The 12,958-nt window shown below is 64.7% G+C and carries 9 protein-coding genes; 3 read left to right on the top strand and 6 right to left on the bottom strand.

The annotated features are described in order from the left end of the window. Positions 1 to 79: 79 nt before the first annotated feature. The 3 genes from pyrH to rpsB all read right to left on the bottom strand — a co-directional run bounded on the left by pyrH (position 80) and on the right by rpsB (position 2,676). Positions 80 to 793, bottom strand: a complete 714-nt coding sequence (pyrH, locus tag RO07_RS11475) for a UMP kinase (protein WP_010803863.1) — start codon at positions 791 to 793, stop codon at positions 80 to 82. 97 nt (positions 794 to 890) lie between these two features. Then, positions 891 to 1,772 carry a translation elongation factor Ts gene (tsf, locus tag RO07_RS11470; RefSeq protein ID WP_039410822.1) on the bottom strand — a complete coding sequence of 294 codons (882 nt, stop codon included), beginning with the start codon at positions 1,770 to 1,772 and terminating at the stop codon, positions 891 to 893. 154 nt (positions 1,773 to 1,926) lie between these two features. Further along, on the bottom strand, positions 1,927 to 2,676 hold the full coding sequence (gene rpsB / locus RO07_RS11465) for a 30S ribosomal protein S2 (RefSeq protein ID WP_023596248.1): 750 nt from the start codon (positions 2,674 to 2,676) through the stop codon (positions 1,927 to 1,929). A gap of 509 nt (positions 2,677 to 3,185) precedes the next feature. Here rpsB and map point away from each other — a divergent pair. The 3 genes from map to RO07_RS11450 all read left to right on the top strand — a co-directional run bounded on the left by map (position 3,186) and on the right by RO07_RS11450 (position 8,463). Beyond that, positions 3,186 to 4,013 carry a type I methionyl aminopeptidase gene (gene map / locus RO07_RS11460; protein ID WP_039410820.1) on the top strand — a complete coding sequence of 276 codons (828 nt, stop codon included), beginning with the start codon at positions 3,186 to 3,188 and terminating at the stop codon, positions 4,011 to 4,013. Between the two features lie 92 nt (positions 4,014 to 4,105). Beyond that, positions 4,106 to 6,670: a [protein-PII] uridylyltransferase gene (locus RO07_RS11455; RefSeq protein ID WP_039410818.1), complete on the top strand. Its 2,565-nt coding sequence runs from the start codon at positions 4,106 to 4,108 to the stop codon at positions 6,668 to 6,670. After that, the gene (locus tag RO07_RS11450) at positions 6,667 to 8,463 is read left to right on the top strand and encodes a pseudouridine synthase (RefSeq protein WP_039410816.1); all 1,797 of its coding nucleotides are present in this window, start codon (positions 6,667 to 6,669) and stop codon (positions 8,461 to 8,463) included. Before RO07_RS11455 ends, RO07_RS11450 begins: the two co-directional genes overlap by 4 nt. Positions 8,464 to 8,591: 128 nt before the next feature. Here RO07_RS11450 and def read toward each other — a convergent pair whose 3' ends face one another. The 3 genes from def to RO07_RS11435 all read right to left on the bottom strand — a co-directional run bounded on the left by def (position 8,592) and on the right by RO07_RS11435 (position 12,940). Further along, complete coding sequence (def, locus tag RO07_RS11445) at positions 8,592 to 9,125, bottom strand: peptide deformylase (protein WP_039410815.1); 534 nt, start codon at positions 9,123 to 9,125, stop codon at positions 8,592 to 8,594. 16 nt (positions 9,126 to 9,141) lie between these two features. Next, positions 9,142 to 11,259 (bottom strand): NAD-dependent DNA ligase LigA, encoded by a 2,118-nt coding sequence (gene ligA / locus RO07_RS11440; protein WP_039410814.1) that lies wholly within the window; start codon positions 11,257 to 11,259, stop codon positions 9,142 to 9,144. Between the two features lie 187 nt (positions 11,260 to 11,446). Beyond that, positions 11,447 to 12,940, bottom strand: a complete 1,494-nt coding sequence (locus RO07_RS11435; protein ID WP_039410812.1) for a cell division protein ZipA C-terminal FtsZ-binding domain-containing protein — start codon at positions 12,938 to 12,940, stop codon at positions 11,447 to 11,449. Positions 12,941 to 12,958: the final 18 nt, after the last annotated feature.

Here is a 12,958-nt window from a genome sequence, read left to right as displayed (position 1 = left end):
CCTCCAAACCTTGAATTGATACGCAAACGTAAATAATACGGCGCAGGCACGCAACGCACGCCGACGCCGCAATTTGAACTCAAACGTGGACGAGCGTTCCCTCGTCCTCGCCGAGGATGACGTGCTTGAGTGCGCCAGGCTTCACGATCGAGAACACGCGCACCGGCATCTTCTGATCGCGGCACAGCGCGAAAGCGGTCGCGTCCATGACCTGCAGGTTCTTCGAGATGGCCTCGTCGAAGCTGATGGTCGAATACTTTACTGCGTTGGGATCCTTCTTGGGGTCGGCCGAGTATACGCCATCGACCTTGGTCGCCTTGAGCACGACTTCCGCACCGACTTCGGAGCCGCGCAACGCAGCGGCGGTATCGGTGGTAAAGAACGGGTTACCCGTACCGGCGGCGAAAATCACGACCTTGCCCTCTTCGAGCTGACGGATCGCACGCGGACGAATGTAAGGCTCGACCACCTGGTCCATGCGCAGCGCGGACTGCACACGCGCTTCGATACCGGCGTGACGCATGGCGTCCTGCAGGGCCAGTGCGTTCATCATCGTGGCCAGCATGCCCATGTAGTCCGCTGTTGCACGGTCCATGCCTGCCGCGCCGCCCGCCACGCCCCGGAAAATATTGCCGCCGCCAATCACGACGGCCAATTGCGTGCCCAAGCGAACGACTTCGGCAATGTCGCCCACCATCCGTTCGATGGTCGCGCGATTGATGCCGAACGCATCGTCACCCATGAGGGCTTCACCAGAGAGCTTGAGAAGTACGCGTTTATAAGGAGTAGACATGGCGGTCCTTAAGAAGTCTGGTCGGGCACTGTGAGGGTATTCTGGATGAAACAACGGGGACGGCACCGCCGCCCCCGGTTACTACATACTGCGCGAATTACGACTGCTTGGCAGCAGCCACCTGGGCAGCCACTTCAGCAGCGAAGTCGTCCTGCTTCTTCTCGATGCCTTCGCCGACCACGAACATGGTAAAACCCTTGACCGTGGTGTTGTTGGCCTTGAGCATCTGCTCGACCGTCGACTTGTCGTCCTTCACGTAAGCCTGGTTGAACAGCGAGACTTCCTTCAGGAACTTCTGCACGCTGCCTTCCACCATCTTGGCGACGATCTCGGCCGGCTTGCCCGATTCGGCAGCCTTCTCGGCAGCGACCTTGCGCTCCTTCTCGATCAGTTCCGGCGCAACCTGGTCGCCCGACACGGCCACCGGCTTCATGGCGGCAATGTGCATTGCCACGTTCTTGCCGACTTCCGCATCCGCGCCTTCGTACTCGACCACCACGCCGATGCGCGTGCCGTGCAGGTACGCAGCCAGCTTGCCCGACGTCTCGTAGCGCTGGAAGCGACGGATCGTCATGTTCTCGCCGATCTTGCCGATCAGGTCGGCGCGCACCTGATCGACCGTCTTGCCCTCGAGCGGCAGCGCCGACAGGGCAGCCACGTCGGCCGGGTTCTTCTCGGCGACCAGCTTGGCCACATCGTTGGCGAACTTCAGGAAATCGTCGTTCTTCGAGACGAAGTCGGTTTCGCAGTTGATTTCGACCACGGCACCCTTGCCGCCGTCGATGTAAGCGGCGATCACGCCTTCCGCCGTGATACGGCTGGCGGCCTTGCTGGCCTTGCTGCCCAGCTTGACGCGCAGGATTTCTTCAGCACGGACCATGTCGCCGTCGGCTTCGGTCAGCGCCTTCTTGCACTCCATCATCGGCGCATCGGTCTTGGCACGCAGTTCGCCCACCATTGCTGCAGTAATTGCCGGCATCTCGTTACTCCTGTATATCGAATCAGTCGGATGAGGATGGCGCCCCGACGGCCTCACTGCCCGCCGCTGGCGCCCCGCGCACCCGACGCGGGGAAATCGGACTAAAAAAAAGGGGCGCCACCAGCAGCCCCTTTTGTTACGCAGCGGTGGCCGCTTACGCCTCTTCGTTCACTTCGACGAACTCGTCGCCATCGCCGCGCACGGCTTCGACGACTTCCTTGACGGCGTTCGCACGGCCTTCGAGGATGGCGTCGGCAACGCCTTGCACGTACAGCTCGACAGCCTTGCTCGAGTCGTCGTTACCCGGAATGACGTAGTCGACGCCGTCCGGCGAGTGGTTCGTATCGACCACGGCGATCACCGGAATGCCCAGTTTGTTGGCTTCGGTGATGGCGATCTTGTGGTAACCGACGTCGACCACGAAGATGGCGTCGGGCATGCCGCCCATTTCCTTCACACCACCGATCGACTTCTGCAGCTTGGCCATTTCGCGATCGAACAGCAGCGCTTCCTTCTTGCTCATGCGCTCCTGCTCGCCGGCTTCCAGGGCCTGCTCCATGTCCTTGAGCTTCTTGATCGACGACTTCAGGGTCTTGAAGTTCGTCAGCATGCCGCCCAGCCAACGGTTGTTGACGTACGGCATACCGGCGCGCGTTGCGGCTTCCGCCACGATTTCACGCGCCTGGCGCTTCGTGCCCACGAACAGGATCGTGCCACGGTTGGCGGCCAGTTGACGCACGTACTTCAGTGCGTCCTGGTACATCGGCAACGTCTTTTCGAGGTTGATGATATGAATCTTGTTGCGATGGCCGAAGATATAGGGGGCCATCTTGGGGTTCCAGAAACGGGTTTGGTGACCGAAATGGACGCCCGCTTCCAGCATCTGACGCATCGTGACAGACATGTGATTCTCCGTGAGGGTTAGGTCTTAGACCGGCTGCCGTACCCGTTTCGTCAGACTGCCACACAGCTTTGCATGACCCGCCTGCGAAGATCGGGCACCCTGGGTGCGCCGGCCCGCGATTTCAAAAGTTCCAAGCCGCGACGGATGCCGTCCTCGCCCGGCGCAGCGCCATCTGGCACCACATTGGGGCAAAAACACCCCAAAAACCCGGCGAAGATCGTTGAAATCCAAGGGGAAACCCTCGGGTTTATTGACAACTCGTCCTCGACTTAGCCCGAGATTATAGCATCGCCAAGCGCCTTCGCTCAAGTGACGCGTGAGCCTGCTTTTCGATATCGCAAACGCCCGGTTCATGCGGCATTGCGCCCGGTTCGGCCTGCCGTCCGACGCCTTGCCGGGAAAATCGGAAATTCCGCCTCGGATCTCGCTGAAATCCCCGCCGCACGGGCCGAAACCGGCCTATTGATGCCATAATGCGACATTGTTTCCGCAATTTGTCAGATCCAGCAATGGCCATCACTCTCAAGAATGCCCACGACATCGAAATGATGCGCGTCGCCTGCCGGCTGGCCAGCGAAGTGCTCGATTTCATTACGCCGCACGTCCGTGCCGGCGTGACAACCGGGGAACTCGACCGGCTGTGCCACGAGTACATGGTCAAGGAGCAAGGCACCGTGCCTGCGCCGCTGAACTACCAGCCGCCCGGTTACCCGCCCTATCCGAAGGCCACCTGCATCTCGGTCAACGACGTGATCTGCCACGGCATCCCGGGCGAGAAGGTTCTCAAGAACGGCGACGCACTCAACATCGATGTCACCGTCATCAAGGACGGATACTTCGGCGACACGAGCCGCATGTTCATCGTCGGCGAGGGCTCGATCCTGGCCAGGCGTCTGGCCCAGGTGACATACGAATGCATGTGGCTCGGCATCAACCAGGTGCGCCCGGGCGCGCACCTGGGCGACATCGGCCACGCGATCCAGACGCACGCCGAGGCTCAGGGCTACAGCGTCGTGCGCGAATATTGCGGCCACGGCATCGGGCAGGTGTTTCACGAGGATCCGCAGATCCTGCATTACGGACGCCCGGGCACCGGCATCGAACTGCAGGCCGGCATGATCTTCACGATCGAGCCGATGATCAACGCCGGCAAGCGCGAAATCCGCACGATGCCGGATCAGTGGACGGTAAAGACGCGCGACCGGAGTCTCTCGGCGCAGTGGGAACACACCGTGCTGGTGACGGAAACGGGCCACGAGGTGCTTACGCACTCGGCCCTCACCCCGCCGCCGCCCCCGGGTTCCGCCTACGTGGCGACCGTCCCGGCCGCCGCCTGACGTTATGCGACAGACGAAGTCCCATGTCCGGCCGCCGACGATTGCGGCGGCCGCCACAGCCTGACCCGCTATACCACACTCAGGAAGCCGCCATGCACGCGCGTGCGCACGCCCCGTCTCCGCTACGTCAGGCTCTCAAGCAACGCAAAGCCGACCTCGTCGAACGCTTCACCGCGCACGGCAAGGTAGACGCCTTGCTGCACGGACTCTGCCAGGCGGTCGATCAATCCATGCGCGACGCCTGGGCCGAATGCGAAATGCCCGGCGATCTCGCGTTGGTCGCCGTTGGCGGTTACGGCCGTGGGGAGCTGTACCCGTATTCGGACGTCGACATCCTGCTGCTGCATCGCAACGCGGACGACGAGGCGTTGACGCGGCACGTGGAGCCTTTCATCGGTTTCCTGTGGGACATCGGGCTGGAAATCGGCTCTTCGGTCCGCACGGTCGACGAGTGCATCATCGAGGCTCACGCCGACGTCACCGTGCAGACGAGCCTGCTCGAAGCCCGCTTCCTCGCGGGCAATCACGCCCTGTTCGAGGAATTCGAACAACGCTTTGCGACCGACCTCGATCCACGCGCGTTCTTCCGCAGCAAGCAACTGGAAATCCGCCAGCGGCACGCCAAGTACCAGGACAGCCCGTACAGCCTGGAGCCGAACTGCAAGGAAAGCCCGGGCGGACTGCGCGACCTGCAGGTGATCCTGTGGATGACGAAGGCGGCCGGCCTGGGCAACAGCTGGACGGAGCTGTTCGCGCGCGACCTGCTGACCGAGCGCGAGCTAAAGGAGCTGCGCCGCAACGAGCAGTTCCTGAAAGGCCTGCGCGCGCGGCTGCATCTGATCGCGCGACGCCGTCAGGACGTCCTCGTGTTCGACATGCAGACCGCGCTCGCGCAAAGCCTGGGCTTCGACGCCACGGCGACCAAGCGCGCGAGCGAGCAACTCATGCGCCGGTACTACTGGGCCGCGAAGGCCGTCTCGCAACTCAACACCGTGTTGTTGCTCAACGTCGAAGCGCGCCTCTTCCCGCAGACCAGCGGTGTGACGCGCGTGATCAACGAGCGCTTCGTCGAGAAGCAAGGCATGATCGAGATCGCGGATGACGAGTTGTATCAGCGTCACCCGAACGCGATTCTCGAGACGTTCCTGCTGTACGAGCAGGTCGTCGGCGTGAAAGGGCTGTCGGCGCGAACCCTGCGCGCGCTGTACAACGCCCGGGAATTGATGAACGCGCACTGGCGGGCCGATCCGGAGAATCGCCGCACGTTCCTCGAGATTCTGCAGCAACCGCAGGGCATCACGCATGCGTTGCGGCTGATGAATCAGACGAGCGTGCTGGGCCGTTATCTGATCAACTTCCGTCGGGTCGTCGGCCAGATGCAGCACGATCTGTATCACGTGTACACGGTCGATCAGCACATCCTGATGGTCGTGCGCAACATCCGCCGCTTCGCCGTGGCGGAACACACGCATGAGTACCCGTTCTGCAGCCAGTTGATCGCGAACTTCGACCGCCCATGGGTGCTGACCATCGCCGCCCTCTTCCATGACATCGCGAAGGGGCGCGGCGGCGATCACTCGACCCTCGGCATGGTCGACGCGCGACGCTTCTGTACGCGTCACGGACTGGCCAAGGAAGACACCGAACTGGTCGTGTGGCTCGTCGGCGAGCATCTGACGATGAGCACGGTCGCACAGAAGCAGGACACCACCGATCCGGAGGTCATCCGCCGGTTCGCCGAAAAAGTCGGCAACGAGCGCCGTCTGACCGCGCTCTACCTGCTGACGGTTGCCGACATTCGCGGCACCAGCCCGAAGGTGTGGAATGCCTGGAAGGGCAAACTGCTTGAAGATCTCTATCGCCTGACGTTGCAGGTGCTGGGCGGCGCCAACCCCGATCCGCATGCGCAGCTCAAGGCGCGCAAGGAAGAGGCGCTCGGCCTGCTGCGCCTGTACACCGTGCCCGAGCGTGCGCAGGAAGCGCTGTGGAACACGCTGGACGTGGCTTACTTCCTTCGTAACGATCCGGCGGACGTGGCATGGCAGACGCGCCACCTGTGGCGGCACGTGGAGAGTGCGGCGCCCATCGTCAAGGCACGTCCCTCACCGATTGGCGAAGGATTGCAGGTGATGGTGTACGTGCGCGATCAGGTAGATCTGTTCGCGCGGATCTGCGGCTACTTCGAGCGCAAGGGCCTCTCGATTCTCGACGCCAAGGTGCATACGACCAGCCAGGGTTTCGCGCTCGACAGCTTCCTGCTCACCGACCCCGGCCTGGACACGAGCTATCGCGACATCATCAGTCTCGTGGAAAGCGAGTTGGTCTCGTTACTCACGCGCGCCGAGCCGCTGGCCGAACCGAACAAGGGCCGCCTGCCGCGACGCTCGCGCAGCTTCCCCGTCACACCTCGCGTCGATCTGCGGCCCGACGATCGGGGCCAGTACTACCTCCTGTCGGTGTCGGCCAACGACCGCACCGGCTTGCTGTACGCGGTCGCCCGCGTGCTCGCGCGTCATGGCGTGAGCGTGCGCACCGCCCGCATCAACACCCTCGGCGAACGTGTCGAAGACACGTTCCTGCTCGACGGCAGCCGCTTGCAGGACAACCGCCTGCAAATCGCCGTCGAGACCGAATTACTCGAAGCACTGGAACCATGAGCGATACCCCGCGCGCCAAACTGAGCGCCAAACATCCCCGCACTCTCGACAAGACCCGCGCACCGGTGCGCTCCTCGAGCCCGTTGCGGCGCCCGACCAAAGCCGTGCCGGTGTCGATGCTCGATGCGTCCGGCGCAAAAAAGAAGCCGACAAAGCCGGCACGGCCGCGTCCCGCCGGCGATGTGGCGGCACCTGCGGGCGGCACACGCCCCGCAGGGACTGCGCCGCGCAAGACCGCCGGCGCTGCCAAACCGTATGAGAAGCGACCGCCAGGTGGTGAACGTCCGCCCGCACGCGGTCAGCGTGAGCGTGTCGCCGGCGCCCGCCCGGTACGCTTCGATGATGAAACGCGTCCGCGCCGCTTTGACGAAGACCGTCCACGCCGTGGCGCCGAAGGTGGCGCCCGTGGCGACTACGCTCGCCCGGCGAAGCGCGGTGCCGATGACCGGGCGCCGCGCCGCTTCGACGAAGACCGGCCACGCCGCGGCGCCGAAGGCGGTGCCCGTGGCGACTATGCTCGCCCGGCGAAGCGCGGTGCCGATGACCGGGCGCCGCGCCGCTTCGACGAAGACCGTCCACGCCGTGGCGCCGAAGGCGGTGCCCGTGGCGACTATGCTCGCCCGGCGAAGCGCGGTGCCGACGACCGTACGCCGCGCCGCTTCGACGAAGACCGGCCGCGCCGTGGCGCCGAAGGCGGTACCCGTGGCGACTACGCTCGCCCGGCGAAGCGCGGTGCCGACGACCGTACGCCGCGCCGCTTCGACGAAGACCGTCCACGCCGTGGCGCCGAAGGCGGTACCCGTGGCGACTACGCTCGCCCGGCGAAGCGCGGTGCCGACGACCGTGCGCCGCGTCGCTTCGACGAAGACCGGCCGCGCCGCGGCGCCGAAGGCGGTGCCCGTGGCGACTACGCTCGTCCAGTGAAACGCAGCGCCGATGACCGCGATGCACGAGGCGTTCGTCCGGTGCGCGGCGCACGTCCCACTCGCGCGCCGCGTGACGATGAGGACGACATCAAGATCCATCACGATGCCGCCGGCTCGCTGCGCCTGTCCAAGCGCATGTCCGAACTCGGCCTGTGCTCGCGCCGCGAAGCGGACGAGTGGATTGCCAAGGGCTGGGTACGCGTCGATGGCAAGGTCGTGACCGAGCTCGGCACGAAGATTCTGCCGACGCAGGAGATCACCGTTGTCCAGGCGGCCCACAAGGAACAGGCCAACCGCGTGACGATCCTGCTGCACAAGCCCGTGGGCTATGTGTCGGGCCAGGCGGAAGATGGCTACGAACCCGCCGTCGTCTTGGTCACACGCGAGCACCACTGGAGCGAAGACGACGCCGGCGTGCGCTTCTCGCCGTCGCATTTGCGCAGTCTCGCGCCGGCCGGGCGCCTCGACATCGACTCGACCGGCCTGCTCGTCCTGACGCAGGACGGTCGCGTTGCCAAGCAACTGATCGGCGAGGATTCCGAGATCGAGAAGGAATATCTCGTGCGCGTCTCGTTCAATGACCATTCGCAAAATGTGCAGGCACACTTCCCGGCCGAGCGTCTGGCGCTGCTGCGCCACGGCCTCGAACTGGACGACCAACCGCTCAAGCCGGCTCAGGTCGACTGGCAGAACCCGGAGCAGTTGCGCTTCGTACTCAAGGAAGGCAAGAAGCGCCAGATTCGCCGGATGTGCGAGCTGGTCGGCCTGCACGTGACCGGCCTCAAGCGCGTTCGCATGGGCCGCATCACACTCGGAAATCTCCCTGTCGGCGAGTGGCGCTATCTGCGTCCGGGCGAAACCTTCTGATCCGAGCAGCCGGTCTTTCGCCGACTGCCACAGGCTCCCGCCAGCCGCCGCCGCTCATCGGCGGCAGCCACAATGAACAAGCCCACCGAATGGCGGGCTTGTTCATATCTGCACGCAAACATCGCGCATCAATCGTCACTGGCCGGATCCAGCCCGGGGAAGAGAATTTCGGTGAAGCCGAACTTGCTGAAATCCGTGATGCGCATTGGATAGAGCTTGCCGATCAGGTGGTCGCATTCGTGCTGCACCACGCGTGCATGGAAACCCTCGGCCACACGGTTGATGGCCTTGCCGTATTGATCGAAGCCTTCGTAACGCAGCATCGAATAGCGATTGACCATGCCGCGCAGGCCCGGCACCGACAGGCAGCCTTCCCAGCCCTCCTCCATATCCTGCGTCAGCGGCGTGATCACCGGGTTGATGAGCACGGTCTCGGGCACCACCGGAGCGTCCGGGTAGCGCTCGTTGCGGTCGAAGCCGAAGATCACCACCTGCAGATCCACGCCGATTTGCGGCGCCGCCAGCCCTGCGCCCTTGGCATCCTTCATCGTGTCGAACATATCGGCCACGAGTTCGTGCAACTCGGGCGTATCGAACTGCTCCACCGCCTTGGCGATGCGCAGCAAGCGCGGATCGCCCATCTTCAAAATGTCGCGAATCATCGATCGGGTCCTCACATCAAAGCGCGGCCAACATGGCGCGCATAGCGTCCTCGTCGAGCACAGGCACACCCAGTGCCTCGGCTTTCGTCAGTTTGCTGCCGGCTTCGGCACCCGCGACGACGTAGTTCGTCTTCGCGGACACCGAGCCCGCCACTTTCGCCCCTCTCTCTTCCAGCATCGCCTTGGCCTCGTCGCGCGAAAGCGTCGGCAACGTGCCGGTGAGCACGAACGTCTTGCCGGCCAATGGCAACGGCGCCACCGCGGCCGGTTCCGATTCGGGCCACGTCACGCCCGCGGCACGCATCTGCTCGATCACTTCAACATTATGATCTTCGCAGAAGAAATTGTTGATCGACTCGGCCACCACGGGTCCGACGTCAGGCACCGCCAGCAGTTCCGTGAGATCCGAATCGCGCTTGCATACGGCGATCAGGTTGTCGAGCTTGCCGAAGTGGCGGGCGAGATCCTTCGCCGTCGCCTCGCCCACGTGGCGAATGCCCAGCGCAAAAATAAAGCGGGCGAGCGTCGTGTGACGCGCCTTGTCGATCGACGCCACCAGATTGGACGCCGACTTATCGGCCATGCGATCGAGCGCGGCGAGTTTTGCCACGCCGAGCTTGAACAGATCCGCCGGCGTGCGAATGATCTGCTGATCGACCAGTTGCTCCACCAGCTTGTCGCCCAGCCCTTCGATATCGAGCGCCCGGCGCTGCGCGAAGTGGAGCAGCGCCTGCTTGCGCTGCGCCGCGCAGATCAGCCCGCCCGTGCATCGCGCGATCACCTCGTCGGGCAGTTTCTCGATTGCGGAGCCGCAGACAGGACATTCGGTCGGCATCACGAACGCCCGCGCGTCGGCCGGGCGGCGATCCAGTATCGACCCGACGACCTCGGGAATCACGTCTCCCGCACGCCGCACGATGACCGTATCGCCGATCATCACGTCCTTGCGGCGAATTTCGTCTTCGTTGTGCAAGGTCGCATTCGTGACGGTCGCGCCGCCCACGAACACCGGCGCCAGACGCGCCACCGGCGTGATCGCCCCCGTGCGGCCGACCTGAACCTCGATGTCGAGCAGCGTCGTGAGCGCCTCTTGCGCCGGGAACTTATGCGCGAGCGCAAACCGTGGCGCCCGCGAGACGAAGCCGAGCCGGTCTTGCTCGTCACGGCGATTCACCTTGTAAACAACGCCATCGATGTCGTACGGCAGCGACTCGCGCGCCTCGCCAACCGCTCGGTAGAACGCGAGCAGGCCGGCCGCGCCCTGCACCACCTCACGGCGCTCGTTGACCGGAATGCCGAGTTCGACATACCAGTCGAGCAGCGCCGAATGCGTCTCGGGCATCGGCACCCCGACCAACTCGCCCACGCCGTAAGCGAAGAACGACAGCGGGCGCCTGGCCGTAATCCGGGAATCGAGCTGGCGCAGACCGCCTGCGGCCGCATTGCGCGGATTGACGAACACCTTCTCGCCCGCCGCCTCCTGGGCCCGGTTGAGCTTGTCGAAGTCGGCGCGGAACATCAGCACTTCGCCGCGCACCTCCAGCACTTCGGGAGGCGTCTGCGTGCGCAGGTTAAGGGGAATCTTCTTGATAGTACGGACGTTCGCGGTGACGTCCTCGCCGGTCGTGCCGTCGCCGCGCGTCGCCGCCTGCACAAGTACGCCATGCTCATAACGCAGGGCAATCGCAAGGCCGTCGAACTTCAGTTCCGCCGCATATTCGACGGGCGCACCGAATAGATCGCCGGACGACGCACCGGCATCCCCCGCCCCGCGCAATCCGTCGGCCACACGCCGGTCAAACGCCTCGACATCCTCGTCGGTAAAGGCGTTGTTGAGCGAGAGCATCGGCACACGATGCACGACGGGCGCGAACCCCTCCACCGGCTTGCCGCCCACGCGCTGGGTGGGCGAATCGGGACGTTGCAATTCCGGGAAAGCGTTCTCGAGTGCGACCAGTTCGCCGAACAGGCGGTCGTACTCGGCATCGGGGACGAGCGGTGCGTCGTCTTCATAGTAGGCGCGGTTGTAACGTGCCAGTTCGATGCGCAGCTCGGCGGCGCGCTTGGCTGCCGCCGTGGCGTCGGCAGCCGTGTGGGCTTTCGCGCCCTGACCCGTAGCGGAAGTTTGGGACATGCGTTGAGACTCGGGATTCGAAAGGTCAGAACATTATGCCTTCGACGTAAGCGGCTTGGCGTCGTCGATAGCAGGAATCAATGGGAACAAAAACGCCGCTCACCCAACGGTGAACGGCGTGCATCGAACGCCCGGCAAAACGATGCGCCGTCACGCCGTCGCATCATCGGCCGGGCACCGCCCCGCCTTACTGGCTGAACAGGCGGCGCGTGACCGGCGAGCCCGCCGGCAAACCGCGCGCCTCTAGGCGCTCATAGAGCTTGAGCAACTGCTTGTCGACGTTCTGCAATGCAGCATCCGAGAGCGGACGTCGCTGATCGTCCACCACACGCCCGCCAATGCGCTGCCCAATCGAGCGGGCATAATCGCACATCAGTCGGAACGGCAAGAGATCTTCGTCGGCCACGGGCACGTCGAGCAGCATCGTGATCAGATCGCCCCCCTTGTACGTCAGATCGTCGCGCAGGAAGTTCGTGTCGCCGAACTGCAGCATGAACACCGGGTTCTGGCGAGCGTCGAGCTTGACGAAACGCATGCCGTCGCGCGAGAGCAGCAGACCGTCCTGCGTGGCCACCGCCTGGACATAGTTGGCCGACCACGGCGCGCCGTCGGATAGCACGTTCACGGACAGTTGCGCGTCGCATTGCGCGGCGAAGCTGTCGAGTTCGCGACCGCGCGACACCGTCTCCATCATATCCGGCAGCTCGGGCAGCGCATCCACCGCATCCGCGAGCGTCTGGACAAGATTGGAAAATTCGGAGAATTCGACTTCGTTGAGCGCACCGGCCCGGTTGGCCAACTGCACGGCCATGCGCAACTGGTGATAGCGTCCGCCGGTGCGAATCGGCTCCCACGGCGACTGCTCGTCGAGGCGGCCCTCGATGTTCACGGGTTTGCTGCCCGCACGACGCATGCGCATCGTGAGTGGCATCAGGCGCTCGGCGGCGATCACATTCGAGAGCGGCAGCTCGACGATGCAGTCGATGCGCTCGTCGATGATCGCGGGCGGGCCGGCCGGCGTGGCAGCACGCGCCGTCGGCGCCGGCGCCGCGGGCGTTGCCGGGGCAGCAGCGGCAGCGGTCGGTTCAGACGCGTTGGCCGATTCGACCGACGGTGCACCGGCGGCTGCCGCCACGGCGGCCGCGGCGGAAGCGTCGACGGCGAGTTCCGCATCGACGCGCACGACCGTACCGGCGACGTCAGTCGCATGGGCCTGCTCTGCGTCGCGCTCGGCCCCGCTGCCTGTCCCGGTGGCCGGGGTCGCTTCGGCCTCGGTGGCCCCCCCATGGGCAGCGGCGGCGGCCGCTTCCTGTGCGGCACGCTTACGTGCGGCAGGGGGGGCATCCCAGGCGTCTTCGTTGATGGCAAAGGCGTCCTGCACCGAGGTGCCGGCCGGTGTCGCCTGCCCCTGCGGGCCCTTGGGGTCCACGGCGCCCAGCGTCGGCTCGCGGCGTTCGCCCGATTGCGCCGGCACACGCGGCGGCGAAAGCGTCGGCTCGATGAACGGACGATCGTCGTCGGCGTCGGGCGCGCCAGCGGTGGCGTCGATACCCGCCCCGTCGACCGGCATGCGGCGCGGGATGCGCGCTCGCGCCTTGCTGCCTTGCCAGGCGTTATAAGCCACCACTCCCAGCAGTACCACTACCCCTGCGGCAATCAAGCTCAGCTGCAGTTCATTCATGCGCGGCGTTCCTCTCTC

It is taken from the genome of Pandoraea pulmonicola (assembly GCF_000815105.2).
Lineage (GTDB): Bacteria > Pseudomonadota > Gammaproteobacteria > Burkholderiales > Burkholderiaceae > Pandoraea > Pandoraea pulmonicola.
Note: the sequence above shows the minus strand (reverse complement) of the source record. Positions and strands in the feature narration are given on the sequence as shown.

What these genes read in the sequence shown, in the direction of transcription:
- tsf (WP_039410822.1), bottom strand. Translation starts at nt 1,772, where the DNA reads ATGCCGGCAATTACTGCAGCAATGGTGGGCGAACTGCGTGCCAAGACC.
- RO07_RS11435 (WP_039410812.1), bottom strand. Translation starts at nt 12,940, where the DNA reads ATGAATGAACTGCAGCTGAGCTTGATTGCCGCAGGGGTAGTGGTACTG.
- rpsB (WP_023596248.1), bottom strand. Translation starts at nt 2,676, where the DNA reads ATGTCTGTCACGATGCGTCAGATGCTGGAAGCGGGCGTCCATTTCGGT.
- pyrH (WP_010803863.1), bottom strand. Translation starts at nt 793, where the DNA reads ATGTCTACTCCTTATAAACGCGTACTTCTCAAGCTCTCTGGTGAAGCC.
- def (WP_039410815.1), bottom strand. Translation starts at nt 9,125, where the DNA reads ATGATTCGCGACATTTTGAAGATGGGCGATCCGCGCTTGCTGCGCATC.
- RO07_RS11450 (WP_039410816.1), top strand. Translation starts at nt 6,667, where the DNA reads ATGAGCGATACCCCGCGCGCCAAACTGAGCGCCAAACATCCCCGCACT.
- ligA (WP_039410814.1), bottom strand. Translation starts at nt 11,259, where the DNA reads ATGTCCCAAACTTCCGCTACGGGTCAGGGCGCGAAAGCCCACACGGCT.
- map (WP_039410820.1), top strand. Translation starts at nt 3,186, where the DNA reads ATGGCCATCACTCTCAAGAATGCCCACGACATCGAAATGATGCGCGTC.
- RO07_RS11455 (WP_039410818.1), top strand. Translation starts at nt 4,106, where the DNA reads ATGCACGCGCGTGCGCACGCCCCGTCTCCGCTACGTCAGGCTCTCAAG.